A 24,062-nucleotide genomic window follows, 5' to 3' on the forward strand; every position below is an offset into this window, starting at 1 on the left:
ATGGACACCTTCTTCTCCTTCTACGTGCTGCCGGCGCTGCTGATCCTCCTGAAGTCGGTCGTGCTGATCGTCGTGCTTCTGGTCTTCGTCGCCTACATCCTCTACGCCGACCGCAAGATCTGGGCGGCGGTGCAGTTGCGCCGTGGTCCGAACGTGGTCGGCCCGTGGGGCACGCTGCAGGCCTTCGCCGATCTGTTGAAGTTCGTCTTCAAGGAACCGGTCATCCCGTCAGGCGCCAACAAGGGCGTCTTCCTTTTGGCGCCGCTGGTGTCGGCGGTGCTGGCGATCTCAGCCTGGGCTGTCATTCCGGTCAACCAGGGCTGGGCGATCGCCAACGTCAATGTAGGCATCCTCTATGTCTTCGCCATCTCCTCTCTCGAGGTCTATGGCGTTATCATGGGCGGCTGGGCATCCAACTCGAAATATCCGTTCCTCGGCGCGCTGCGCTCGGCGGCGCAGATGGTGTCCTACGAAGTCTCGATCGGCTTCGTCATCGTCACCGTGCTGCTCACCGCCGGTTCGCTCAACCTCAGCGACATCGTGTTGTCGCAGCAGGGTGGAATTGGCACGCGGCTTGGCCTGCCCAACACCTTCCTCGACTGGAACTGGCTGGCGCTGTTCCCGATGTTCATCATCTTCTTCATCTCGGCGCTGGCCGAGACGAACCGGCCGCCTTTCGACCTGGTCGAAGCCGAATCGGAACTGGTCGCCGGCCACATGGTCGAATATTCGTCGACGCCGTTCCTGCTGTTCTTCCTCGGCGAATATGTCGCCATCGTCCTGATGTGCGCGCTGGCCACCATCCTGTTCCTCGGCGGCTGGCTGCCGCCCTTCGACTTCGCGCCCTTCACCTGGGTTCCCGGCGTCATCTGGTTCGTGCTGAAGGTGTGCTTCGTGTTCTTCGGCATCTCCATGGTGAAGGCCTTCGTGCCGCGCTACCGCTACGACCAGTTGATGCGGCTGGGCTGGAAAGTGTTCCTGCCGATCTCGCTGTTCATGGTGGTCGCCACCGCAGCCTTCCTCAAGATCACGGGGTTTGCGTGATGTCCGCTCTGTCCCAGGCCGCAAAATCCCTGCTGCTGCAGGATTTCGTCAGCGCCTTCTTCCTGTCGATGCGCCAGTTCTTCGCGCCGAAGGAGACGATCAACTATCCGCACGAGAAGGGGCCGACCAGCCCGCGCTTCCGTGGCGAGCATGCGTTGCGCCGCTATCCCAATGGCGAGGAACGCTGCATCGCCTGCAAATTGTGCGAGGCGATCTGCCCGGCGCAGGCCATCACCATCGAGGCCGGCCCGCGCCGCAACGACGGCACGCGCCGGACGGTGCGTTACGACATCGACATGGTGAAGTGCATTTATTGCGGCTTCTGCCAGGAAGCCTGCCCGGTCGACGCCATCGTCGAGGGACCGAATTTCGAGTTCGCGACGGAGACCCGCGAGGAACTCTACTACGACAAGGACAAGCTGCTGGCGAACGGCGACCGGTGGGAGCGCGAACTGGCACGCAACATTTCGCTGGATGCGCCGTACCGGTAATTGGCGCGCTTCTCCCCGTAAACGGGGAGAAGGAACAAGAAAGTGGACGGCGCAACGTCGCCCGTCTATGGAACACGCGATTTCGAACCGGAGGCGGGTCGGAGTCGGAATTTGGAACCCGGGGGATCCCCAATGCTGAGTGGACTAGAGGCGGCCTTTTTCTACCTCTTCGCCTTTGTCGCCGTGGCATCGGCGTTCATGGTCATTTCGTCGCGCAACCCCGTGCATTCGGTGCTGTTCCTGATCCTGACCTTCTTCAACGCCGCCGGCCTGTTCATGCTGACCGGCGCCGAGTTCCTGGCGATGATCCTGCTTGTCGTCTATGTCGGCGCGGTCATGGTGCTGTTCCTGTTCGTGGTCATGATGCTCGACGTCGACTTCGCCGAATTGAAGAGCGGCGCCTTGCAATACGCACCGATCGGCGCGCTGGTCGGGCTGATCCTGGCGGCGGAACTGATCGTCGTGCTGGGCGGCTACACATTCGCGCCGAAACTCGCCTCGACGGTGGCCAAGCCCATTCCCGATCTCGCCGCGCGTTCGAACACGGCCGCGCTCGGTGACATCCTCTATACCGACTACCTCTACTACTTCCAGATTTCGGGCCTCATTCTGCTGGTTGCCATGATCGGCGCCATCGTTTTGACGCTGCGCCACAAGGAAGGGGTCAAGCGGCAGTCGATCGCAGCCCAGGTCGGCCGCACGCCGGCCACCGGCATGGAAATCCGCAAGGTCAAGTCGGGCGAAGGAGTCTGAGATGGTCGTCGGCATCGCACATTATCTGACCGTATCGGCGATCCTGTTCACGCTCGGCGTGTTCGGCATCTTCCTGAACCGCAAGAACGTCATCGTCATCCTGATGTCGGTCGAGCTGATCCTGCTTGCGGTCAACATCAACTTCGTCGCCTTTTCGGCCGCACTCGGCGATCTGGTCGGCCAGGTGTTCGCGCTGTTCGTGCTGACGGTCGCGGCGGCAGAGGCCGCCATCGGACTTGCCATTCTCGTCGTCTTCTTCCGCAACCGCGGCTCGATCGCGGTCGAAGACGTGAACATGATGAAGGGTTGACGGAACCACCATGTATCAGGCCATCGTCTTCCTTCCACTGCTCGGCTTCCTGATCGTCGGCCTGTTCGGCACGTCGCTCGGCGCCAAGGCTTCCGAGTACATCACCTCCGGCTTCCTGGTGATTTCGGCGGTGCTGTCGTGGGTTGCCTTCTTCAGCGTCGGCTTCGGCCATGGCGAGGTGTTCACCGTCCCGGTGCTGCACTGGATCCAGTCCGGCGGGCTGGACGTTTCCTGGGCGCTGCGCATCGACACGCTGACGGTGGTGATGCTGGTGGTGGTCAACACCGTGTCGGCATTGGTCCATATCTATTCGATCGGCTACATGCATCACGATCCGAACCGGCCCCGTTTCTTCGCCTATCTGTCGCTGTTCACCTTCGCCATGCTGATGCTGGTAACGGCCGACAATCTGGTGCAGATGTTCTTCGGCTGGGAAGGGGTCGGTCTCGCGTCCTACCTGCTGATCGGCTTCTGGTACAAGAAGCCTTCGGCCAATGCCGCCGCCATCAAGGCCTTTGTTGTCAACCGTGTCGGCGATTTCGGTTTCGCGCTTGGCATTTTCGGCGTGTTCGTGCTGTTCGGCTCGGTCAATCTCGGCACCATCTTCGCCAACGCGGCAACGTTCATTCCGGCTGAAGGCGCGCCGCAGGGTGCTGCCGTGCTGACCTTCCTCGGCCATGCGCTGGACAAGCAGTCGGCCATGACCGTCGTCTGCCTGCTGCTCTTCATGGGCGCCATGGGCAAGTCGGCGCAGGTGCCGCTGCACACCTGGCTGCCAGACGCCATGGAAGGCCCGACGCCGGTCTCCGCGCTCATCCATGCCGCCACCATGGTGACGGCGGGCGTCTTCATGCTGGCGCGGCTGTCACCGCTGTTTGAGCTGTCGCATTCGGCGCTGACGGTGGTGACCTTCATCGGCGCCTTCACCGCCTTCTTCGCCGCCACCGTCGGCCTGGTGCAGAACGACATCAAGCGCGTCATCGCCTATTCGACCTGCTCGCAGCTCGGCTACATGTTCGTGGCGCTCGGCGTCGGCGCCTATGGCGCGGCGATCTTCCACCTGTTCACGCATGCCTTCTTCAAGGCGCTACTGTTCCTCGGCTCGGGCTCGGTCATCCATGCCGTTTCCGACGAGCAGGACATGCGCAAGATGGGCGGTCTGCGAAAGCTGATCCCGACCACCTACTGGATGATGGTGATCGGCACGCTGGCGCTGACCGGCGTCGGCATTCCGGTGACCGTCATCGGCACCGCCGGCTTCTTCTCCAAGGACGCCATCATCGAGAGCGCCTTTGCCAGCCACAATTCAGTCGCCGGCCTTGCCTTCATACTGCTGGTCATCGCCGCCTGCTTCACCGCCTTCTATTCCTGGCGGCTGATCTTCATGACCTTCCACGGCAAGCCGCGGGCGAGCCATGAGGTGATGCACCACGTGCATGAATCGCCGCCGGTGATGCTGGTGCCGTTGTTCGTGCTGGCCGCCGGTGCGCTGTTTGCCGGCATCATCTTCCACAATTCCTTCATCGGCGAGGGCTATGCCGAGTTCTGGAAGGCGTCGCTGTTCACGCTGCCGGACAACCATATCCTGCACGAGATCCATGAACTGCCGCTGTGGGTCGAACTGTCGCCCTTCATCGCCATGCTGATCGGGTTCGCGCTGGCCTGGAAGTTCTATATCCGTTCGCCGGAAATGCCGGTGAACCTTGCGCAGCAGAATCGCGGGCTCTACGCCTTCCTGCTCAACAAATGGTATTTCGACGAGCTCTACGACTTCCTGTTCGTGCGGCCCGCCAAGCGCCTTGGCCATTTCCTGTGGAAGACCGGTGACGGCACCATCATCGACGGGCTCGGGCCGGACGGCATTTCGGCGCGGGTCGTCGATGTCACCAACCGCGTCGTCAAGCTGCAGACCGGCTACCTCTATCATTATGCCTTCGCCATGCTGATCGGCGTTGCCGCACTCGTCACCTGGATGATGCTCTGATGACCGCCTGGCCAATCCTCTCGCTGGTCACCTTCCTGCCGCTGGTTGGTGTGCTGCTGATCCTGTTCATCAGGGACGACAGCGAAAACGCACGCCGCAACATCCGCGCCATCGCGCTGTTGACGACGACGTTCACCTTCATCGTCTCGTTGTTCATCTGGACCGGCTTCGACAATTCGCAGGCCGGCTTCCAGTTCGTCGAGAAATTCGCCTGGCTCGATTCCGGCATTTCCTACCATATGGGCGTCGACGGCATTTCGATGCTGTTCGTCATCCTGACGACGTTCCTGATGCCGCTCTGCATCCTGGCGTCTTGGGAATCGATCGAGAAGCGCGTCAAGGCCTACATGATCGCCTTCCTGCTGCTCGAGACGCTGATGATCGGCGTGTTCTGCGCATTGGATATCGTGCTGTTCTACGTCTTCTTCGAAGCCGGCCTGATCCCGATGTTCATCATCATCGGCGTGTGGGGCGGCAAGCGGCGCGTCTACGCCTCGTTCAAGTTCTTCCTCTACACGCTGGCCGGCTCGGTGCTGATGCTGCTCGCCATCATGGCGATGTTCTATCAGTCCGGCACGACCGACATTCCGACGCTGTTGACGCACAGCTTCCCGACCAACATGCAGACCTGGCTATGGCTTGCCTTCTTCGCCTCCTTCGCGGTGAAGATGCCGATGTGGCCGGTGCACACCTGGCTGCCGGATGCCCACGTCGAGGCGCCGACGGCCGGTTCGGTCATCCTGGCCGGCATCCTCTTGAAGATGGGCGGATACGGTTTCCTGCGCTTCTCCTTGCCGATGTTCCCGCTGGCGTCCGAAATGTTCGCGCCGCTGGTGTTCACCCTCTCGGTCGTCGCCATCATCTACACCTCGCTGGTGGCGCTGATGCAGGAGGACATGAAGAAGCTGATTGCCTATTCGTCCGTTGCCCATATGGGCTTCGTCACCATGGGCATCTTCGCCATGAACCAGGAAGGCGTGCAGGGCGCGATCTTCCAGATGCTGAGCCACGGCCTCGTCTCGGGCGCGCTGTTCCTGTGCGTCGGCGTCATCTACGACCGCATGCATACGCGTGAGATCGCGGCCTATGGCGGCCTCGTCAACAACATGCCGAAATACGCCACGGTGTTCCTGATCTTCACCATGGCCAATGTCGGCCTGCCGGGCACATCGGGCTTCATCGGCGAGTTCCTGACCATGCTGGGCGTCTTCCGGGTAAACACCTGGGTGGCGTTCTTCGCCGCCACCGGCGTCATCCTGTCGGCGGCCTATGCGCTTTGGCTCTATCGCCGGGTGATCTTCGGCGCGCTGACCAAGGACAGCCTCAAGGGGCTTCTGGACCTGTCGCCGCGTGAGAAGGTCATCATCTATCCGCTGGTGATCCTCGTCATCTTCTTCGGCGTGTATCCCGCTCCCGTCTTCGACGCGACGGCCCAATCGGTCAAGTCGCTCGTCACCAATGTCACCGCATCCATCGGCGCCGCGAAGACCGCGGCGGCGAACTGACCCAGGGGTTTTGCGAACCATGACGCCGGACCTTCTCTCCAGCCTGTCGCTCTCGACGCCCGAGCTAATCCTTGCCATCGGCGCGCTCGCGCTGCTGATGGTCGGCGCCTATTCGCGCGCCAACACCGCCAACACCGTGACCGGCCTCGCGGTTGCCGTGCTGGTGGCGGCCGGCGCCTGGCTGATCTTTCACACCGGGCAGGGCAGCGCCTATGGCAACGCCTTCATCCAGGATCCCTTCGCCCGCTTCATGAAGGTGCTGGCCCTGGTCGGCTCCGCGGTGACGCTCGTCATGTCGATGCGTTTTGCCAAGGCCGAGCGTTTCGACAAGTTCGAATATCCGGTGCTGATCCTGCTCTGCACGTTGGGCATGATGCTGATGATCTCGGCCAACGGCATGATCGGGCTCTATCTCGGCCTCGAGCTGCAGTCACTGGCGATCTACGTGCTGGCGGCGATCAACCGCGACAATCTTCGTTCGACAGAAGCTGGCCTGAAGTACTTCGTCCTCGGCGCGCTGTCGTCGGGCATGTTGCTCTACGGCATCAGCCTGGTCTATGGCTACACCGGCAACACCGGCTTCCAGGAGATCGCCACGGCGCTGGGCAGCGGCGAGCGCCAGCTCGGCCTGGTCTTCGGCCTCGTCTTCGTGCTGGCCGGCCTTGCCTTCAAGATCTCGGCGGTGCCGTTCCACATGTGGACGCCCGACGTCTATGAAGGCGCGCCGACACCGGTGACCGCCTTCCTGGCGGCGGCCCCCAAGATGGCGGCGATGGCGCTGATCGTGCGCGTCACCATGGGCGCCTTCAAGCCGATCGCCGCCGATTGGCAGCAGATTGTCGTCTTCATCTCGATCGCCTCGATGGCGCTCGGCGCTTTCGCCGCGATCGGCCAGACCAACATCAAGCGGCTGATGGCCTATTCCTCGATCGGTCATATGGGCTACGCGCTGGTCGGCCTTGCCGCCAACAGCCAGGCCGGCGTGCGTGGTGTCGCCATCTACATGCTGATCTACCTGGTAATGACGCTCGGCACCTTCGCCTTCATCCTCGCCATGCGGCGCAAGGAAGGCAATGTCGAGCAGATCAGTGACCTGGCCGGGCTGTCCTCGACCAATCCGATCATGGCGACCATTCTCACCATCCTGATGTTCTCGCTGGCCGGCATTCCGCCGCTCGCCGGCTTCTGGGGGAAGTGGTACGTCTTCCTCGCCGCCATCAATGCCAACCTCTACGCGCTGGCGATCATCGGCGTGCTGGCCTCGGTGGTGGGCGCCTACTACTATCTGCGCATCATCAAGATCATGTGGTTCGACGAACCGGTCGGCGGCTTCGTGCCGATGGCGAGCGAACTGCGTGTCGTGCTCGGCGTCTGTGGCGCCTTCGTGCTGTTCTATGTGCTGATCGGCGGGCCGATCGGCACCTATGCCGAAGCCGCGGCCAAGACATTTTTCTGACGGGATGGCGTTTCGACTGGCCCCAACCTCGGCGTCGGAAGGGTTCCGGCTCGAGGCCCATGACAGCATCGGTTCCACCAATACGGTGGCGCTCGACCACGCCCGGGCCGGCGACACGGGCAGGCTCTGGGTCGTTTCCAAAAAGCAGGAAAGCGGGCGTGGCCGGCGCGGTCGCGCCTGGGTGTCGCCCGAAGGCAATCTGGCGGCGACCTTGCTCGTCATCACCGGCGGTGAACTTCGCCTTGCCGCGACGCTGGGTTTCGTCGCCGGCCTGTCGCTTGCCGATGCACTCGACGCGGTGGTGCCGAAGGGCCGGATATCAATCGGCCTCGATGGCGCGAGCCAGGGACAAAACCGCTTCGAGCTGAAATGGCCGAACGACGTGCTCGCTTCCGGAGCGAAGCTCGCCGGCATCCTGCTGGAGTCGGCGATACTGGAGGGCGGCCGTTTCGCGGTCGCGGTCGGCATCGGCGTCAATGTGGTGGCGCACCCCAGCGATTTGCCTTATCCCGCGACATCGCTGCAAGCTCTGGGTGCGACATGCGATGCCGAGACGCTGTTCCTGGCGCTGTCGGATGCCTGGAGCGAGAATGCCCGCCTTTGGGATGAGGGCCGCGGCCTTGCCGCCGTCAGACGGCGCTGGCTGGCGCGCGCGGCGGGGCTTGGCGGCGAGGTTGCCGTCAGAATTGACGGTAATGTGGTGCGTGGAGTGTTCGAGACCATTGACGAGGACTGCCGTTTCGTGATCCGCGACGATGAGGGGTCGGTTCTGACGATCGCGGCTGGCGACGTGCATTTCGGTGCGGTCGCTTCGGCCAGAGCCTAGTAGTGGACTTGGCCCGAGGGTCAGGAAGGAAAAAATAATGGCGAAAGCGGAAAACGCCGAACTCGTCTTCGTGCCGCTCGGCGGCGTCGGCGAGATCGGCATGAACTTCGCCCTCTACGGCTACGGCCCGCCGAGCGCGCGCGAATGGATCGTCATCGATGTCGGCGTCACCTTTCCCGACGCGGCACATCCGGGCGTCGACCTGATCCTGCCCGACACACGCTTCATCGAGGAGAACCTCGCCAATCTGCGCGGCATCATCATCACCCACGCGCATGAAGACCACTATGGCGCATTGCTCGACATCTGGCCGAAGCTCAAGGCGCCGGTGTGGATGACACCGTTCAGCGCCGGGCTCTTGGAAGCCAAGCGGCAGGGCGAGCAGGGGGCAGCGAAAATCCCGCTGACGATCTACCGGGCGGGCGAGAAATTCACCGTCGGCCCGTTCGAGATCGAAGCAATTCCGGTGGCTCACTCGATACCGGAGCCGATGTCGCTGGCGATCACCTCGCCGGCCGGCACCGTCATTCACACCGGCGACTGGAAGATCGATCCGGAACCGACGATCGGACCCAAGACCGACGAGGCGCGTTTCCGGGCCTATGGCGACAAGGGCGTGCTGGCACTGATCTGCGATTCGACCAACGCGTTGCGGGAAGGCGAGTCGCCTTCGGAAGTCGCCGTCGGCGAAGGACTCAAGGGCGTCATCCAGTCAGCCAAGGGCCGCGTCGCCGTCACCACTTTCTCCTCCAATGTCGGGCGGATCGTCTCCATCGCCAGGGCGGCGCGCGATGCCGGGCGCCAGTGCCTGGTGCTTGGCCGGTCGTTGAAGCGCGTCATCGATGTCGCCGACGAACTCGGCTATATGGATGGGCTGCCGGAATTTATCGCCGAGGAAGATTTCGGCTTCATCCCGCGCGAGAACCTGGTCATCATCTGCACCGGCAGCCAGGGAGAGCCGCTGGCGGCGCTGGCGAAACTGTCGCGCGACGAGATGAAGTCAGTGTCGCTGACGGCGGGCGACACGGTGGTGTTTTCCTCGCGCACCATTCCCGGCAACGAGAAGGCGATCCTCGAGATCAAGAATCGTCTGATCGACCTCGGCATCAAGATCATCGAGGATGGCGACGCGCTCGTGCACGTCTCCGGCCACCCCCGCCGCAGCGAGTTGCGCAAGATGTATGAATGGGTGCGCCCGCAGATCGGCGTACCAGTGCATGGCGAGGCGGCGCATCTGGTGGGGCAGGGGTCGCTGATGTCGACCTCCGGCATCGGCCAGGTGGCGCAGGTGCGCGACGGCGACATGCTGAGACTTGCTCCCGGCCCCGCCACCATCATCGACCAGGTGCCGTTCGGCCGCATCTACAAGGACGGCAATCTGATCGGCACCGACCAGGCGATGGGCATTCGCGACCGGCGCAAGCTCTCCTTTGCCGGCCATGTCGCGGTCAATGTCGTGCTCGACGACAAGTATGAGTTGGCCGGGGATCCCGACCTGGTCGCGATCGGCGTCGCCGAGGCTGACGCCAGTGGCGAGACGCTTGAGGACCTGATGATCGATGCCGCAGTTGGCGCGGTGGAATCCATTCCCCGTCAGCGGCGAAAAGATCTTGACCTCGTGCAAGAGGCGGTGCGTCGCGCGGTGCGCGGTGCAGCCAACGAAGCCTGGGGCAAGAAGCCGCTGGTGACGGTGTTTGTCACCAGATGAGGGCAGTAGGGATGCGACCACGCCTCTAATCCGTCGTCCCCTATTGCCGTACTGCCTTATTGCCATACTGCCCTGATACGGAGCATTCCATGCTTGGACGCCTCAACCATGTCGCGCTTGCTGTGCCGGATCTGGCCGCGGCCGCCGCTGCTTATAGCAACACGCTCGGCGCCGAGGTGACTGAGCCGCAGGCACTGCCAGAGCATGGTGTCACCGTGGTGTTCGTCAATGTCGGCAACACCAAGATCGAACTTCTGGAGCCCTTGGGCGAGGGCTCGCCGATCGCCGCGTTCCTCGTGAAGAACCCGTCCGGCGGGATGCATCATCTCTGCTACGAGGTCGGAGATATCCTGGCCGCGCGCGACCAGCTCAAGGCCGCCGGTGCCCGCGTGCTGGGTGACGGCAACCCGAAGGTCGGCGCGCATGGCAAGCCGGTGCTGTTCCTGCATCCGAAGGACTTCTTCGGCACGCTGATCGAACTGGAACAATCATGAGCTGGATTTCGTTCACCGCCCTGTTTTTCGCGACCTGGTGGGTGGTGCTGTTCGTCGTGCTGCCGTTCAGCGTCAGGACGCAGGACGACGATCACGACGTGACGCTGGGCACGGTGGCGAGCGCGCCGCGCGGGCCGCACATGCTGCGCGCCGTGATCCGCACCACCATCGTCACGGCGATCCTTATGGGCATTTTCTATGGCCTGACGCACGGGCTGGGATACAGCATCGATGACCTCTCGCGCATCATGCCGGATTTCAGCCCGGCAAAGTAGATTTCCGGCAAGGGTGCTCTGACGACATCGGTGCGGAGGCGGTCGAGAGGCTGCCAATTTTCCGCACTCGCACGCTGCTGACGCCATGTCATGCAGCTCGGCGATCCACCGCGCTAACCAGATGATTGCACAAAAAAAATGCAAGGCACGAGGCCTTGCAATTAAACGCGTCCGATCTGTTTCCGGTATCCGGCGGCAGCGAGTTACCGCGCCTAGATCGCATCCTCCCAAGACTTTGACCGCGTAGGAGGGCAGATTTTTCTCCGCCCTCTCGGTTATCGCGGCACATTAGCCTAAGCCAAATGACAATGTCACGAAGAATTTTGCCTCGAAACAGGCATTCTCGTGCTGCACTGCACAATAGTATGGCATGCTTTGCTTTTGAAACGGCCAGCCAGGTGCGGCGGAGCCTTCGCGGCATATCTTGAATTGACGCGCGCAAAGAATTGGCGGCCAAATCCGAAGACGTTCTGCTCTCCGCGCAGTCGGCTGGACCCTATTTTGCGACACCGGCCGCGGCCATCGCTTTCTCGACCATGCCGATCCAGCCTTCGTTGGCACCCGGCAGTCGTCCCTGCGACTTCAGGCCCGTCAGCATGGCTAGCGCGGCTTTGAAGTTTGTCGACGAATCAACGCCAGCAACGGCCAGCTTGTATCGGCTGTAGGCGGCGTCCACAGTTCGCTGCGCATTGCCCGGGTCGGCATGCAATTGCGTGTCGGCGATCACGAAACCGGCCCGGTACTCGGCAGCCGCGCCGCTTTTGTCCCCCTTGCTCATCAGCACATCGCCGATCCGGTTGTGGCTGACTGCAAGGTCGCGCTGCCATTCGGCATTATCGGGGTCGAGTTCGGCCAGATATTCGGCAATGGCCTGCGCGGAACGGTGGTTGGCAAGTGCCCCATCCGAGTTGCCGGCCTCGTTCATGGCATCGGCCACCTTGCCCAGCGCGAGCTCGAGGTCACGCCGCCACAAGGTGTTCCCAGGATCTCGTGCCACCAGTGTCTTCGCGATCTCGACGCTGCGCTGGTAGGGGTCGAAAGCCCTGTCATTGTGCCCGGACAGCCGCTGCACATCGCCGATGGCGTTCAAGCTGACGCTGATGTCACGCTGGAGCTCACTGTCGTCGGGCTTCTTCTTCGCCAGCGCCTCGGTGATCCGCAAGGCGACTTCATATTCGGCGATCGAACCCTGCAGATCGTTGGTCAGCCTGAGCGCCAGCCCGACCTTGGAATGGCTGACGGAAAGGTCGCGCCGAAAGCCGTCATCGTCCGGTGCTTTCTCGGCCAGGAATTCGGCGACCTTGAGCGCCGAACGGTAATTCGCCAGCGCGCCGGGGCCGTCGCCCGAAATCCGCATGGCGTCGCCGATGCGGTTGAAGCCGACGGCATAGTCGCGCAGATAGCCAAACGTAGGCTCCTTTTCGAGGATCGCCTTCATCGTGGCGAGCGCCTGCTGGTAAAGCGCGATCGCGCCGGCTGTATCCCCCATCGCCTTCCTGACGTCGGCGACCTTGTTCTGAGCCACGACAAGATCGCGCTGATGGTCGATCTTGCCAGGCTCGGCGGCCGCGCGTTTCTCAGCCGACCGGACCATCGAATCATAGGCTCTTCCGGCTTCATGCAAATGGCCGACGGTCGTTTCCAGCGTGCCGATAAATTCCCAGGACAGTGTCTGCTGGTAGCGTGCCTCGTCCGGTATTTGGAAACCGTCGACATCGGCGTAGAGCGCCACGGCTTTGCGGTAATCCTCGATGGCGAGGTCGTAGCGCAATTGCGCCTGCGAGGCACCGCCGGCAAGATAATGCGTCGTCGCCTCCGACAGGGTACGTTCGATGAAGCGGTTTTTCAGATCGTCGCGCGATTTGCCGTCGATATCAGCCGCCTTGCCAAGCAACGCGCGGGCCTCGTCGAACAAGCCGAGTGCCAATTGCGCCTCGGCCTGTCGGCGCAGCGCCGTCACTTCCGGATCGAAGGAGGCGAAGTTGCGCAAATCGGCCCGCACCTTGATGAACGCGTCGGCCGCTTCCTGGAGTTTTTGCTGGCGCTGCCTTGGTGCCATCGCCTTGCCGTCGGAAGTGATGAGCGCGGCGTAGAGTGGCGCCAGCGGCATGTCGGCATTGGCCGCCACCGTCTCGACCTCGACGCGCAGGGCCGGCGTGACACCGGCCATGGCGAGCAGCAGCCGATCGCGCTCGGGCAGGGCGTCCTTGCTGGCTTGCGCGGCGAAGAAAAGCTGCGGCAAGCCGCTCTCGACATAAGGAAGCTGTTTGCCGCGCGAGAGGTCGTAAACCTGCTGCTGCACCAGCGTCAGCACGGAGCGTATTTCCAACCCGTCAGTGGGCAGGAACCTGGCCAGTGCGGCGGAGAATTCGGAGTTGCCGGGCGCGCCGTCAGAGGCTGTCTGTCCGGGCGCCGCGGAAAAGGCGAACAGCACGTTTTCCGCGCGGCCCATGCGTCCGAGCCCCGGCTTGGCCTCGGCTTTCACCTCTGGCGCGATGGAGATCACGCCGCGCCCTTCGCCGGATTTGCCGACCGTGGATTCGCCACCCTCGGATTGGCCGAAAGGATCGTTGCGGCAAGCATCGAGCACGACAAGACCGATCTTGCCGACCGCGGTCACTGTCTCGCGCACCTCTTCGAGCGGAAGGGTGGTGGCCTTCAGCCGGTTCAGCGAAGACGGATCGGCATCGACCGGCAGAAGACGGTTGTCGCCGGCGATCTCGACGCCATGGCCGGAGAAGTAGATCAGCGCGACATCCGCGCCGGCCGCGTCGTTGCGGAAATCCTCCAGGGCGCGGCGCATGCGCTTCAGGTCGCGGTTCGCTTCGGTGGTGACGTCGAAGCCGAGCTTTTGCAGGGCGGATTCGATCGTGCGGCTGTCGTTTACCGCATTCTTCAATGGGCGCACATTGCGGTATTCGTCGGCCGCAATGATGAGCGCGACCCGCCGCTCGGCATGTGCCGCCGAGACGAAAAAGATCGCCAGGATGATCGACAGGAAAAACCGCAATGACCGATCCGCCCCAAGCGGACAGCGTCCCACGGCTTTTCAACTCAGGCAAGCCGGCGCGACATGATCCAGAAACTCAAGGATTCCGGGCATGAAGGCGTCAATGTGCCGCCATGGCCGGGTTCCCATTCCGTCATGAAATGGCTATGAAGCCGGGTCAAGCAAGCCTGCGTCGCGCCGATTCTGGCGTGGCCGTTCTCATTCACGGACCAGTCCATGCGTTTGTCGCGCTATTTCCTGCCTATCCTCAAAGAAAATCCGCGCGAGGCCGAGATCGTCTCGCACCGGCTGATGCTGCGTGCCGGCATGATCCGCCAGCAGGGGCAGGGCAGTTTTTCCTGGCTGCCACTAGGCAAGCGGGTGCTGGACAAGGTCTGCCAGATCATTCGCGAAGAGCAGAATCGAGCCGGCGCGCTGGAGATCCTGATGCCGACCATCCAGTCGGCCGACCTGTGGCGCGAAAGCGGTCGCTATGACGATTACGGCAAGGAGATGCTGCGCATCAAGGATCGACAAGATCGCGACATGCTCTACGGTCCAACCAACGAGGAAGTGGTCACCGAAATCGTCCGCGCTTACGTCAAGTCCTACAAGGACCTGCCGCTCAATCTCTACCACATCCAGTGGAAGTTCCGTGACGAGGTGCGGCCGCGCTTCGGCGTCATGCGCTCGCGCGAATTCCTGATGAAGGACGCCTATTCCTTCGACCTCGATTTCGAAGGCGCCAGGGCGGCCTATAACAGAATGTTCGTGTCCTACCTCAGGACGTTCACGCGCATGGGCCTGCAGGCGATACCGATGCGGGCCGATACCGGGCCGATCGGCGGCGATCTCAGCCACGAATTCATCATTCTAGCCGACACCGGCGAGAGCCAGGTCTATTGCGATCGCGATTATCTGTCGCTCGAGGTGCCTGGCGAAAACACCGACTTCGCCAATGACGCCGAGATATCGGACATCGTCAAGACGTGGACGACGCCTTACGCCGCCACCGACGAGATGCATGACGAGGCGGCGTGGGACAAGCTTGGCGAAACCGACCGGGTCTCGGCGCGGGGCATTGAAGTCGGCCACATCTTCCATTTCGGCGACAAATATTCCAAGCCGATGGGTGCCAAGGTGACCGGGCCCGACGGCAAGGATCATTTCGTTTCCGGCGGCTCCTACGGTATCGGCCCGTCACGGCTTGTCGCGGCGATCATCGAAGCCAGCCATGACGAGAACGGCATCATCTGGCCCGACGCCGTGGCGCCGTTCGACATCGGCCTGATCAACATGAAGGTGGGCGACGCCGACTGCGACCGCGTCTGCGACGAGCTTTATGCCGCCTTCGCAGCCAGCGGCAAGGATGTGCTTTACGACGATACCGACCAGCGGCCGGGCGGCAAATTCGCCACCGCCGACCTGATCGGCTTGCCCTGGCAGGTGATCGTCGGGCCGCGCGGCGTGGCTGCCGGCGAGATCGAGATCAAGAATCGCAAGACCGGCGAGCGCGAAACGCTTCCGGTGGCCGATGCGAAAAAACGCTTCGGTGCTGCCACATGAGCGAAGTGGCGGCGGCAAGATCGGCGGGCGCCGGCCCGTTCTCCATCTTCGAACGCACGGTAGCGTGGCGCTATTTGCGTTCGCGGCGCAAGGAGACGGTGATCTCGGTCATCGCCTCCATCTCCTTCCTCGGAATCATGCTTGGCGTGGCGACGCTGATCGTCGTCATGGCCGTGATGAACGGGTTTCGCGCGGAGCTTTTGACACGCATTCTCGGCGTCAACGGCCATTTGATCGTGCAGCCGCTCGATTCGCCGCTCGAGGATTACGCCCAGGTCGCCGGCCGCATCAACGGGGTGCCCGGCGTCAAATACGCCATCCCGCTGATCGACGGCCAGGTGCTGGCGCAAGGCAATGTCGGCGGCGGCACCGGCGCGCTGGTGCGCGGCATACGCGGTGAGGATCTCGGAAAGATCGCTATCGTCGCCAACAACATCAAGCAGGGCTCGCTCGCCAATTTCGATAGCGGTGAGGGTGTCGCCATCGGCAAGCGCATGGCCGAGAATCTCGGCCTGACGCTCGGCGACACCATTACGCTCATCTCGCCCGACGGCGACGTGACGCCGATCGGCACGACGCCGCGCATGAAGGGCTACAAGATCTCCGCGATCTTCGAGGTCGGCATGTCGGAATATGACACGTCCATCGTCTACATGCCGTTCTCCGAAGCGCAGCTCTATTTCAACATGGACGGCCGCGCCCAGACGATCGAGATCTATGTCGACAATCCCGACAATGTCGACGCGCTGAAACCGAAGGTGGAGGAGGCGGCACAGCGTCCGATCGACATGGTCGACTGGCGCCAGCGCAACGAGACCTTCTTTTCCGCCCTGCAGGTCGAGCGCAACGTCATGTTCATGATCCTGACGCTGATCGTGCTGGTGGCGGCGCTCAACATCATTTCCGGACTGATCATGCTGGTGAAGGACAAGGGGCACGACATTGCCATCCTGCGCACCATGGGCGCGTCGCGCGGCGCCATCCTGCGCATCTTCCTTATGACGGGGGCGGCGATCGGCGTCACCGGCACGCTTGCCGGCGTGCTGCTGGGCGTACTCATCTGCACCAACATCGAATCGATCCGCCAGTTCTTCTCGTGGATGACCGGCAAGGTGCTGTTCAATCCGGAGCTCTACTTCCTCAGCCAGCTGCCGGCGAAGATGGATCCGCGCGAGACGACCTATGTCATCATCATGGCGCTCGGGCTGTCCTTCCTGGCGACGGTATTTCCGGCATGGCGGGCCGCCCGCCTCGATCCGGTCGAAGCCTTGAGGTACGAGTAGTGGCTGAGGTCATTATCGAGCTGAAGAGCGTCGAGCGGCACTATGTCCAGGGGCCGCGCAAGCTCACCATCCTGAACGGCGCCGATTTTTCGCTGAGACGCGGCGAGATGGTGGCGCTGGTGGCGCCGTCCGGCACCGGCAAGTCGACGCTGCTGCACACGGCCGGCCTGCTGGAACGCCCCGACGCCGGCGACGTGATCCTGTCCGGCCGCGCCTGCGGGCGGCTATCCGACGACGAACGCACGTCGATACGCCGCAACGATGTCGGCTTCGTCTACCAGTTCCATCATCTGCTGCCGGAATTCACGGCGCTGGAAAACATCATGATGCCGCAGCTGATCAAGGGGCTGCCGCGCAAGGAGGCGACCGAGCGCGCGGCGCAGTTGCTCGACTACATGCAGATCGGCAAGCGCGCGTCGCACCGGCCGTCGGAACTCTCCGGTGGTGAGCAGCAACGCGTTGCCATCGCTCGTGCGGTTGCCAACGCACCGCTGGTGCTGCTGGCCGATGAGCCGACCGGCAATCTCGATCCGGTCACCGCTTCCTATGTGTTCGAGGCGCTGGAGGCACTGGTGCGGCAGTCGGGTCTCGCTGCGCTGATCGCCACCCACAATCACGAGCTGGCATCACGCATGGACCGGCGTGTCACGCTCGCCGACGGCAAGGTGGTGCCGCTGTAGGCCCGTCTCTCCGAGAGCCACTCAGGCTTAGAACCGCCAGTGAGCGTTCAGTGCGATCAGGGCGGAAGAGATCGCGATCATCCCTAGGATGAGCAGCCAGGTTACAAAGTTGCGAGAGAGGCGCCACTGGCGGCCCTGTCTCATGCGCTTTCGCCAGCGATCAGCTTGATTGACGCCTTCGTGTTGCCCCACGACCATTGCTCGGTTGAGTGCAACCAGGCGCAGCGGGACGATGGCGTCGTCCGAGATCTTCCTGACCTGTTGATAGGCGCCGAGCCGTCAACCTTTTCTTAACCTTGCGGATCTGATCGCTCGCAGATTCCGGCTGCGCCTGGATTCTGTTCGTTGACATTGAAACAAAATTAGAACAAATTGCGAACATATCAACAACAGGAGAGAGTTATGACCGATCTGGTTCAGGATGTCATCTCACTGGTTTGCATGAGCGCGTTTCTGGTTTCCATGGCGATCTGGATCGGAGCGATGTGATTTGGCGGCTCTCGCCGCCTTGGTTTCCGCTGGCGAAAACCGCTCCGCCGTTAAGTCTTTCTTGCCGCGGTGACGCTAGGGTGCGTTTCCGAGGCAGGGAGCAAGGTCCAGGTGTCGCCCATCGTCACGGCCATTTTGGTGGCCAGCAATCTCGGGCTGATCTTTCTCTTGATGACAGTGCCGCTTGGTTTGCGCACGGTCAGGATGAACCGCTTGATCGCCATGGACCGTGAGCGCCTCTGGCAGGCGTTGTGGCCGCTTGGCAGCGATGCCGGATGGTCCGGCGAGATCCTCTCGGCGCAGCCGCTGGACGGGGATGGTGTGGCCCGTATCATGCTGTCGTGGGAAGGCCGCGACGGCAAGCCGATCGAGCGCCGGGCTCGTTTTGACGATGTCGTTGAGGGCAGCCGCTTCTCGATGCGCGTCCTCGATGATACCGCGCTCGATGTCTCGTTCTGGAAAGACTATCGCGAAACGGCCGAACTCGTCTCCGAAGGCAGCGGCACACGCGTGACGCTGGGCCAGACGGATCGTTACCGCGGTGCTGCCTTTCTGGTGTTCCGTTATTTCGCCATGCGCCGCGAACTGTCCAAGCTGCAGCGCTGGGCTGTGACCGGGCAGTATCGCAAGGGCGGCTGGTTCGAGCATCCGCTGAGCCAGGTCGGCTTTGCGGTGCTGTCGGCACTGATCCTGTGGCCGTTCTTCGGTCTCCATCTCGGCGGCCTGGCGCTGGCCGCGATCCTGACCTCGGTGGTCGCGCTGCACGAGCTCGGCCACATGGCGGCGTTCCGGCTGATGGGCCACCGCAAGGCGCGGATGATCTTCATCCCGCTGCTCGGCGGCATCGCCATTGGCGGCCGGCCCTACAACAGCCGCTTCGAGGTAGCCTTCGTGGCTCTGATGGGGGCGGGCTTCTCCGCCTTCCTGGTGCCGATCGTTATTGCCGCCAGCGCGTTTGCGAGTGGCGAGGGGCACAAGGCCGCGGCCGCTCTGCTGGCGGCGCTGGCAGGCTGTGCGGCCCTTTTCAACATCGCCAATCTGGTGCCTGTGTGGAAGTTCGACGGCGGCCAGGTGCTGCGCCAGATCTGCCCGGGGCCGGTGGCGCTGGCGCTGGCCTCGTTCTTCCTGCTTTCGGCGTTCCTGGCGGTGGGCTGGCGGGCCGGCTTTTCATCCAGCTTTCTGCTCGCGACGGGCGCGGTCTTTTCAATCCTCAGCCTGCTGACGATGGGCAGCGGGGTGAAGCCGCGCCACGAGCTGGAGCCGATCCGCATGGTCGACCGCTTCGCCATCGCCGGTGCGCTGCTGGCGGTGTTCATTATCCATGGTTGCGGAGTTTTGTGGGCGTCGGCGCAATTGTTTTCGGCTTGAGTTGAACCTTTCCAGGTTCAACCGGTCTTGCGAGCGACCTCGGCAGGCAAGGCCGCCGCGGGACCGAACACATCCTCGAAGGCTGATTTCAGCGCCAGATCAAGGTCGGCCATGCCGACGGGAAGGCCAAGGTCGACGAGGCTGGTGACGCCGTGATCCTGCACGCCGCACGGCACGATGCCGCCGAAATGGGAGAGATCCGGCTCGACATTGATGGCGATGCCGTGAAAGCTCACCCAGCGCCGCAGCCGGATGCCGATTGCCGCGATCTTGTCCTCGGCCGGCGATCCGTCCGGCAAAGCAGGGCGATCCGGCCGCACCACCCAGACGCCAACCCGGTCCTCGCGGCGCTCGCCATGGACGTTGAAGGCGGCGAGCGTGCCGATGATCCACTGTTCGAGCGCGGCGACGAAAGCGCGCACATCCTCGCGCCGCCGCTTCAGGTCGAGCATGACATAGGCGACCCGCTGGCCAGGCCCATGATAGGTGTATTCGCCGCCGCGCCCGGCCGCGAAGACCGGAAAGCGGTCAGGCTCGATTAGGTCCTCGATGCGGGCGCTGGTACCGGCGGTGTAGAGCGGGGGATGTTCGACCAGCCAGACCATCTCGGCGGCGGCCCCGCCGCGGATCGCCTCGGCTCGGCGCTCCATGAAGGCCAGCGCATCGGGGTAGGCCGTAATGCCAGGCTCGATGCGCCACTCGACCGGCGCCGAGCCGGGCATAGGCAGGAACGACGTGGCAATCTGGCTGCGTTCTGTCATGATTTTCGTTTTTTCGTTCGTGCACGTCACGGTTCCGAAACTGTTTCGCTGTTCTGGGCGACATGCATCGCCTTCCATATGGCGATATCGGGCGCAAACGTCCAGTTCCTGCCCTGCTTTCCTATCCTGTGGACCATTGTGCCAATCGCCTGAGATTATTGCGTGCCGCGCACTTGTTTCGCCGGAAACGATTTGCTACACGCCGCGAGCCGGTCGGTTCCGGCTCCTACCACGTGCGGTCGTGGCGGAATTGGTAGACGCGCAGCGTTGAGGTCGCTGTGGGGCAACCCGTGGAAGTTCGAGTCTTCTCGACCGCACCAACATCTTTATGAAGCAAGCCTTCGGACGCCCGGCGGCAATCTGTCGATCATCAGACGCTCGTGCAACTGCTGGCCCTCCTACAAGGGCTGCACCTTCGGTCCATTCGGCAGATCGACGGTCACAATTCGATCTTGCCGCCCATCACCAGATTTCCAGAACCGTCTGCCTTCCGAGAGTACAGATTTCCGTGCCGTCCAACGTCGACGTTGTCGATCACCGCGCGGCCACAACCGCGGGAGGTCAATCGACGACTTCTCCTTCCAGATCATCCCCTTGCCTCCGGCCGCCGTCAGAGCGGCGAAATTCTCGGTAGCGGCCAGGCGATAGGCCGTGATGTCGATGGAACAGCTTCGAAAATGCGGTTGCGGTCTCATAGCCGACACGGGCCGCAATCCGTGCAATCCCCTCGTCGCTTGTTTCGAGCAGAAATGCGGCCTCCGACATCCGGCGCGAGATCAGATAACGGTACATGGATTCGCCAACGAGCTTGGTGAAGCGAGCCGAAAACGCCGACCGGCCAAGTCCCACGCTTTGCCCGAGCTCGCCAAGGGTCCAGGGCCGGTCCGGTCGTTCGTGAATCAACTGAAGCGCCGGTCCGATGTGCGGGTCCGCCATCGCCCCCAGCCACCCGCCATCTCCGGGGCGGAGCGACTTGATCCAGCTTCGCAACACCTCAACAAAGAGCACTTCGGTCAGGCGTGAGAGCGCGACGCCTTGTCCGGGACGCTCGAGCGCCGCCTCGCTCACCATGCGTTGCAGAATCGCCTCGAGCCATCCGCCATCTTCCGTCGGCTTCAGGAGAAGAACTGGCGGAAGCAATTCCAAAACGCTGCCGCGCGAGGGCCGTGCCACAGCGAAATTACCACAGATCATCGTCGCGAGCGGCTGCTCTCCGCCTCCGTGACGAACGAGGCCAAGACGCCCGGCTAATCGATCGATGTCGAAAATCGGTAACGGCTCCGCCCGGCTGTCCGAGTAGATCACATGGGGCTCGCCACGCGTGACGACAACAAAGTCGCCCTCGGTCATGTGGAGCTCTCGTCCCTGTTCGAGCGCGAGGGTAGCCGAGCCACGGCTGAGATAGTGGAACAGGGCGTAGGGGCGCTGTGGCAACGCCAGATTCCAAGGATGGCCGAGCTCGAAGTGGAACAGCAAGGTTCCGCCGAGACGAACTCGATCGAGCACTTCAGCGAGGATGTCCATCCCCCCGATCTTAATACGACGGACGATCAGACACAATATTCGGACGATTGAGGCCTAACGTCCGAGAGCTCCACGTACTAGGTGATCTCAAGGCGAGGCGACAGGTCGCGCGGCAAACCATTTCGCAAATCGGCAGATGGAAGAACCGGAACTCTGCCGACACGCCTTCCCCGGACCGCGTCGTCCGTGATCTCAACAGGAGCAATCAATGCGAAATCTTCTACTCTCGGTCGCCACCGTCCTCATGGCCGGAGCAGCAGTTGCGGCCCCCGCCCAATCGGCTCAACTGCCGAAGGGGGCGGCTCACAATATCGTGCTCGTCCATGGTGCATTCGTCGACCAGACGAGCTGGCAGCCGGTTGCCGATATCCTCACGAAGAAGGGGTATAACGTCACGCTCGTCGAAAACCCGCTCACCTCCCTCGCAGCGGACGTCGATGCCACCAAACAGGCGCTCGCCAAACAGAACGGCAAGACCGTTCTCGTTGGCCACTCCTGGGGCGGCGTTGTCATTACGCAAGCAGGTGACGATCCGAAAGTCTCGGCGCTCGTATATGTCTCCGCATTCGCTCCCGACGTAGGGCAATCACTGGCGATCCTGGCACAGAGTGGTCCGGCAACCGAAGGCGGCGCGGCGATTCATCCCGACGAAAAGGGCAACCTCTACATCGATCCCAAAGTGTTCCCTTCGGCAGTCGCGGCTGACCTTCCTCCGGAGATCGCCGAATCCCTGGCAAACCATCAGCTCCCGTTGAACCACACAGCGTTCGAGGCTCCGGTCGATACGGCAGCCTGGCACGACAAGCCAACGTTCTATGTGATCAGCACGAAGGACAAGGTCATCGCACCCGAGGTCCAGAACATATTCGCCGAAAGGATGAAAGCCCAGACGACGGAGGTCGCCGGCAGCCATGCCTCCCTGGTCGTCCACGCTAAGGAAGTCGCCGCGGTGATTGAAAAGGCCGCACTCGTGAAGTGACGATACCGCTCCCGGCACCTTCGTGCCGGGAGCACCACGCGTGCTCGACGGACCGCGGAATGGCTTGGACCGCGAGCGGCTCAGACCTAGCCAAAACCCCGCCAGCTACTCCCATTCAATTATTTGATGCCAAGCATCCGGAGGATGACCTGACTGAGTCCGACCCTGGGAGCCATGACGCCGCGACGCTAGAAACGGCGCCCACCCGATACATCGAAGGCGGCGGAATCCGTTTCGCATATCGCCGCCTTGGCCCATCGACCGGAACGCCGCTGGTTCTCCTGCAGCATTTCTCGGGCAACATCGATGCATGGGATCCCGCCGTCGTGAATGTCCTGGCCGCCGATCGCCCGGTGATCGCTTTTGACAACGCCGGCGTCGGCCGCTCTACAGGCCAAACGCCGGACAATATCGGGGCAATGGCTCGAGACGCGGTCGCTTTTATCAACCTGCTCGGCCTCTCCCAAGTCGACCTGCTGGGCTTTTCCCTCGGCGGCTGCGTCGCGCAGCAGATCGCCGCCGAGCATGGAACGCTGGTCCGCAAGCTCATCCTCGTCGGCACCGCTCCGAAGGGCGGAGAGGAACACCTATTGGCGGTTCTGCAAGACGCGTTTTCCCAAACCGAGGCGCCGGACGTTCGCCTGCCGCTGTTCTTCACGAAGTCGTCCGCCAGCCAGTCGGCCGGCCTGGCGTTCCTGAAGCGGGCGAAGGTGCGTAAGGAAGATCGGGACACCGATAATGGCGGCGCGGTGACGGATCCACAGGCCAAGGCGCTTATTACCTGGTGCGCCACACCTGATCCCGAGCACACCATTCTGCGCGCCATCCACCAGCCCGCCCTTGTGGTGAGCGGCAACCACGACACGATGCTGCCGGCGGACAACGCCTACGCAATGTTCAAGGCGCTAAGCAGCGCCCAGCTGATCCTCTATCCCGATTCCGGCCACGGCGCCCTGTTTCAGTACCACGAATTGTTCGTCAGCCACGTCCGGACCTTCCTGGAAGCCTAATCGGCGGTGCACAATCCCGGCGCGATCGGTCGCGCCTTTCTTCTTGAGAGCTGTTGCGGAGAAAGAAATGACAATCGCAAAGGTCGAGGTTGAGCGTTTCAGCCGGACGTGTTCCAAACCATTCGACGCCGTTGTGGCCGCGCTCAAGTCAGCGGTCGGGCAACCTGACATGGTCGAATTTTTCAAGGCGACGAGGGCTGCAAATTCCTTCTCGGATTTGGAGCGCGTTGTGCAAAGCGGCCTAGGTCGAACAGGTCTCATGCTTTTCGCGGAATTCGACTTGGGCGCCATTCTGCGCCGCGAAACTGGAACCGAGACTCCCAAGAGCATGCGCTTCCTGGTGGGCAATCCACTGATCATGAAAGAAATGGTCAAGCACGTTCCCGATGCTGGATCTTACGCTCCGGTCACAGTCCTTGTTGATGAACGTCTCGATGGCGTTCATGTCTCCTACGACAAAATGGAGAGTTGTCTGCTTCCTTATGGCAGTTTGGAGGCTCTTGCCGTCGCTCGCGATCTTGATGCGAAAATCACAACCCTGCTACGCGAATGCGCGCACTAAGCTCA

General features: G+C 62.5%; 21 protein-coding genes and 1 tRNA gene. 19 read left to right on the forward strand and 3 right to left on the reverse strand.

From position 1 onward, the window contains the following. The 11 genes from nuoH to A3AU_RS0101785 all read left to right on the forward strand — a co-directional run bounded on the left by nuoH (window position 1) and on the right by A3AU_RS0101785 (window position 10,846). Window positions 1-1,044 carry an NADH-quinone oxidoreductase subunit NuoH gene (gene nuoH / locus A3AU_RS0101735; RefSeq protein WP_027051252.1) on the forward strand — a complete coding sequence of 348 codons (1,044 nt, stop codon included), beginning with the start codon at window positions 1-3 and terminating at the stop codon, window positions 1,042-1,044. Then, on the forward strand, window positions 1,044-1,535 hold the full coding sequence (gene nuoI, locus A3AU_RS0101740) for an NADH-quinone oxidoreductase subunit NuoI (protein WP_027046992.1): 492 nt from the start codon (window positions 1,044-1,046) through the stop codon (window positions 1,533-1,535). The genes nuoH and nuoI overlap by 1 nt, the downstream gene beginning before the upstream one ends. Window positions 1,536-1,667: 132 nt before the next feature. Then, on the forward strand, window positions 1,668-2,288 hold the full coding sequence (locus A3AU_RS0101745; RefSeq protein ID WP_027051253.1) for an NADH-quinone oxidoreductase subunit J: 621 nt from the start codon (window positions 1,668-1,670) through the stop codon (window positions 2,286-2,288). 1 nt (window position 2,289) lies between these two features. Further along, the gene (nuoK, locus tag A3AU_RS0101750) at window positions 2,290-2,598 is read left to right on the forward strand and encodes an NADH-quinone oxidoreductase subunit NuoK (protein ID WP_019858930.1); all 309 of its coding nucleotides are present in this window, start codon (window positions 2,290-2,292) and stop codon (window positions 2,596-2,598) included. Between the two features lie 10 nt (window positions 2,599-2,608). Continuing rightward, the gene (nuoL, locus tag A3AU_RS0101755; RefSeq protein WP_027051254.1) at window positions 2,609-4,582 is read left to right on the forward strand and encodes an NADH-quinone oxidoreductase subunit L; all 1,974 of its coding nucleotides are present in this window, start codon (window positions 2,609-2,611) and stop codon (window positions 4,580-4,582) included. Further along, window positions 4,582-6,087 (forward strand): NADH-quinone oxidoreductase subunit M, encoded by a 1,506-nt coding sequence (locus A3AU_RS0101760; RefSeq protein WP_027051255.1) that lies wholly within the window; start codon window positions 4,582-4,584, stop codon window positions 6,085-6,087. Before nuoL ends, A3AU_RS0101760 begins: the two co-directional genes overlap by 1 nt. Window positions 6,088-6,106: 19 nt before the next feature. Beyond that, a complete protein-coding gene (nuoN, locus tag A3AU_RS0101765; protein ID WP_027051256.1) occupies window positions 6,107-7,543 on the forward strand; it encodes an NADH-quinone oxidoreductase subunit NuoN in 1,437 nt (478 codons plus the stop codon). 4 nt (window positions 7,544-7,547) lie between these two features. Continuing rightward, a complete protein-coding gene (locus A3AU_RS0101770) occupies window positions 7,548-8,369 on the forward strand; it encodes a biotin--[acetyl-CoA-carboxylase] ligase (protein WP_027051257.1) in 822 nt (273 codons plus the stop codon). Window positions 8,370-8,406: 37 nt separating this feature from the next. Then, window positions 8,407-10,077: a ribonuclease J gene (locus A3AU_RS0101775; RefSeq protein ID WP_027051258.1), complete on the forward strand. Its 1,671-nt coding sequence runs from the start codon at window positions 8,407-8,409 to the stop codon at window positions 10,075-10,077. Window positions 10,078-10,166: 89 nt separating this feature from the next. Further along, window positions 10,167-10,571, forward strand: coding sequence for a methylmalonyl-CoA epimerase (gene mce, locus A3AU_RS0101780; protein WP_027051259.1), 405 nt, complete (start codon window positions 10,167-10,169; stop codon window positions 10,569-10,571). Further along, window positions 10,568-10,846: a DUF1467 family protein gene (locus tag A3AU_RS0101785; RefSeq protein ID WP_027051260.1), complete on the forward strand. Its 279-nt coding sequence runs from the start codon at window positions 10,568-10,570 to the stop codon at window positions 10,844-10,846. Before mce ends, A3AU_RS0101785 begins: the two co-directional genes overlap by 4 nt. A 496-nt stretch (window positions 10,847-11,342) precedes the next feature. Here A3AU_RS0101785 and A3AU_RS01000000134820 read toward each other — a convergent pair whose 3' ends face one another. Next, the gene (locus tag A3AU_RS01000000134820) at window positions 11,343-13,856 is read right to left on the reverse strand and encodes a caspase family protein (protein ID WP_051355255.1); all 2,514 of its coding nucleotides are present in this window, start codon (window positions 13,854-13,856) and stop codon (window positions 11,343-11,345) included. A 216-nt stretch (window positions 13,857-14,072) separates the two neighbouring features. Here A3AU_RS01000000134820 and proS point away from each other — a divergent pair, with 216 nt between their 5' ends. The 4 genes from proS to A3AU_RS0101825 all read left to right on the forward strand — a co-directional run bounded on the left by proS (window position 14,073) and on the right by A3AU_RS0101825 (window position 19,221). Beyond that, window positions 14,073-15,401, forward strand: coding sequence for a proline--tRNA ligase (proS, locus tag A3AU_RS0101800; protein ID WP_027051261.1), 1,329 nt, complete (start codon window positions 14,073-14,075; stop codon window positions 15,399-15,401). Beyond that, the gene (locus tag A3AU_RS0101805) at window positions 15,398-16,684 is read left to right on the forward strand and encodes a lipoprotein-releasing ABC transporter permease subunit (RefSeq protein ID WP_027051262.1); all 1,287 of its coding nucleotides are present in this window, start codon (window positions 15,398-15,400) and stop codon (window positions 16,682-16,684) included. The genes proS and A3AU_RS0101805 overlap by 4 nt, the downstream gene beginning before the upstream one ends. Further along, window positions 16,636-17,364, forward strand: coding sequence for an ABC transporter ATP-binding protein (locus tag A3AU_RS0101810; protein WP_171892239.1), 729 nt, complete (start codon window positions 16,636-16,638; stop codon window positions 17,362-17,364). The genes A3AU_RS0101805 and A3AU_RS0101810 overlap by 49 nt, the downstream gene beginning before the upstream one ends. 600 nt (window positions 17,365-17,964) lie before the next feature. Beyond that, a complete protein-coding gene (locus A3AU_RS0101825; RefSeq protein ID WP_027051264.1) occupies window positions 17,965-19,221 on the forward strand; it encodes a peptidase M50 in 1,257 nt (418 codons plus the stop codon). 17 nt (window positions 19,222-19,238) lie between these two features. Here the strand turns inward: A3AU_RS0101825 and lipB are convergent, their stop codons facing one another. Then, window positions 19,239-19,982 carry a lipoyl(octanoyl) transferase LipB gene (gene lipB / locus A3AU_RS0101830; RefSeq protein ID WP_027051265.1) on the reverse strand — a complete coding sequence of 248 codons (744 nt, stop codon included), beginning with the start codon at window positions 19,980-19,982 and terminating at the stop codon, window positions 19,239-19,241. Window positions 19,983-20,217: 235 nt separating this feature from the next. Between lipB and A3AU_RS0101835 the strand changes: the two genes are divergently transcribed. Next, window positions 20,218-20,302, forward strand: a tRNA-Leu gene (locus A3AU_RS0101835). A gap of 241 nt (window positions 20,303-20,543) precedes the next feature. On the opposite strand, the gene A3AU_RS0101840 is transcribed toward A3AU_RS0101835, so the two are convergent. Continuing rightward, window positions 20,544-21,506: an AraC family transcriptional regulator gene (locus A3AU_RS0101840; RefSeq protein WP_027051266.1), complete on the reverse strand. Its 963-nt coding sequence runs from the start codon at window positions 21,504-21,506 to the stop codon at window positions 20,544-20,546. A 208-nt stretch (window positions 21,507-21,714) separates the two neighbouring features. Between A3AU_RS0101840 and A3AU_RS0101845 the strand changes: the two genes are divergently transcribed. The 3 genes from A3AU_RS0101845 to A3AU_RS0101855 all read left to right on the forward strand — a co-directional run bounded on the left by A3AU_RS0101845 (window position 21,715) and on the right by A3AU_RS0101855 (window position 24,057). Next, on the forward strand, window positions 21,715-22,485 hold the full coding sequence (locus tag A3AU_RS0101845) for an alpha/beta hydrolase (RefSeq protein ID WP_027051267.1): 771 nt from the start codon (window positions 21,715-21,717) through the stop codon (window positions 22,483-22,485). Between the two features lie 149 nt (window positions 22,486-22,634). Continuing rightward, the gene (locus tag A3AU_RS0101850; protein WP_027051268.1) at window positions 22,635-23,495 is read left to right on the forward strand and encodes an alpha/beta fold hydrolase; all 861 of its coding nucleotides are present in this window, start codon (window positions 22,635-22,637) and stop codon (window positions 23,493-23,495) included. Window positions 23,496-23,562: 67 nt separating this feature from the next. Next, the gene (locus A3AU_RS0101855) at window positions 23,563-24,057 is read left to right on the forward strand and encodes a DUF302 domain-containing protein (RefSeq protein ID WP_027051269.1); all 495 of its coding nucleotides are present in this window, start codon (window positions 23,563-23,565) and stop codon (window positions 24,055-24,057) included. Window positions 24,058-24,062: the final 5 nt, after the last annotated feature.

The organism is Mesorhizobium erdmanii USDA 3471 (genome assembly GCF_000472705.1).
Classification (GTDB): Bacteria; Pseudomonadota; Alphaproteobacteria; order Rhizobiales; family Rhizobiaceae; genus Mesorhizobium; species Mesorhizobium erdmanii.

Coding starts and splice junctions, on each gene's coding strand:
- A3AU_RS0101855 (WP_027051269.1), top strand. CDS start 23,563: ATGACAATCGCAAAGGTCGAGGTTGAGCGTTTCAGCCGGACGTGTTCC.
- lipB (WP_027051265.1), bottom strand. CDS start 19,982: ATGACAGAACGCAGCCAGATTGCCACGTCGTTCCTGCCTATGCCCGGC.
- nuoH (WP_027051252.1), top strand. CDS start 1: ATGGACACCTTCTTCTCCTTCTACGTGCTGCCGGCGCTGCTGATCCTC.
- mce (WP_027051259.1), top strand. CDS start 10,167: ATGCTTGGACGCCTCAACCATGTCGCGCTTGCTGTGCCGGATCTGGCC.
- A3AU_RS0101770 (WP_027051257.1), top strand. CDS start 7,548: ATGGCGTTTCGACTGGCCCCAACCTCGGCGTCGGAAGGGTTCCGGCTC.
- nuoK (WP_019858930.1), top strand. CDS start 2,290: ATGGTCGTCGGCATCGCACATTATCTGACCGTATCGGCGATCCTGTTC.
- A3AU_RS0101775 (WP_027051258.1), top strand. CDS start 8,407: ATGGCGAAAGCGGAAAACGCCGAACTCGTCTTCGTGCCGCTCGGCGGC.
- nuoI (WP_027046992.1), top strand. CDS start 1,044: ATGTCCGCTCTGTCCCAGGCCGCAAAATCCCTGCTGCTGCAGGATTTC.
- A3AU_RS0101785 (WP_027051260.1), top strand. CDS start 10,568: ATGAGCTGGATTTCGTTCACCGCCCTGTTTTTCGCGACCTGGTGGGTG.
- nuoN (WP_027051256.1), top strand. CDS start 6,107: ATGACGCCGGACCTTCTCTCCAGCCTGTCGCTCTCGACGCCCGAGCTA.
- A3AU_RS0101840 (WP_027051266.1), bottom strand. CDS start 21,506: ATGGACATCCTCGCTGAAGTGCTCGATCGAGTTCGTCTCGGCGGAACC.
- nuoL (WP_027051254.1), top strand. CDS start 2,609: ATGTATCAGGCCATCGTCTTCCTTCCACTGCTCGGCTTCCTGATCGTC.
- A3AU_RS0101810 (WP_171892239.1), top strand. CDS start 16,636: ATGGCGGGCCGCCCGCCTCGATCCGGTCGAAGCCTTGAGGTACGAGTA.
- A3AU_RS0101805 (WP_027051262.1), top strand. CDS start 15,398: ATGAGCGAAGTGGCGGCGGCAAGATCGGCGGGCGCCGGCCCGTTCTCC.
- A3AU_RS0101745 (WP_027051253.1), top strand. CDS start 1,668: ATGCTGAGTGGACTAGAGGCGGCCTTTTTCTACCTCTTCGCCTTTGTC.
- A3AU_RS0101845 (WP_027051267.1), top strand. CDS start 21,715: ATGCGAAATCTTCTACTCTCGGTCGCCACCGTCCTCATGGCCGGAGCA.
- proS (WP_027051261.1), top strand. CDS start 14,073: ATGCGTTTGTCGCGCTATTTCCTGCCTATCCTCAAAGAAAATCCGCGC.
- A3AU_RS0101760 (WP_027051255.1), top strand. CDS start 4,582: ATGACCGCCTGGCCAATCCTCTCGCTGGTCACCTTCCTGCCGCTGGTT.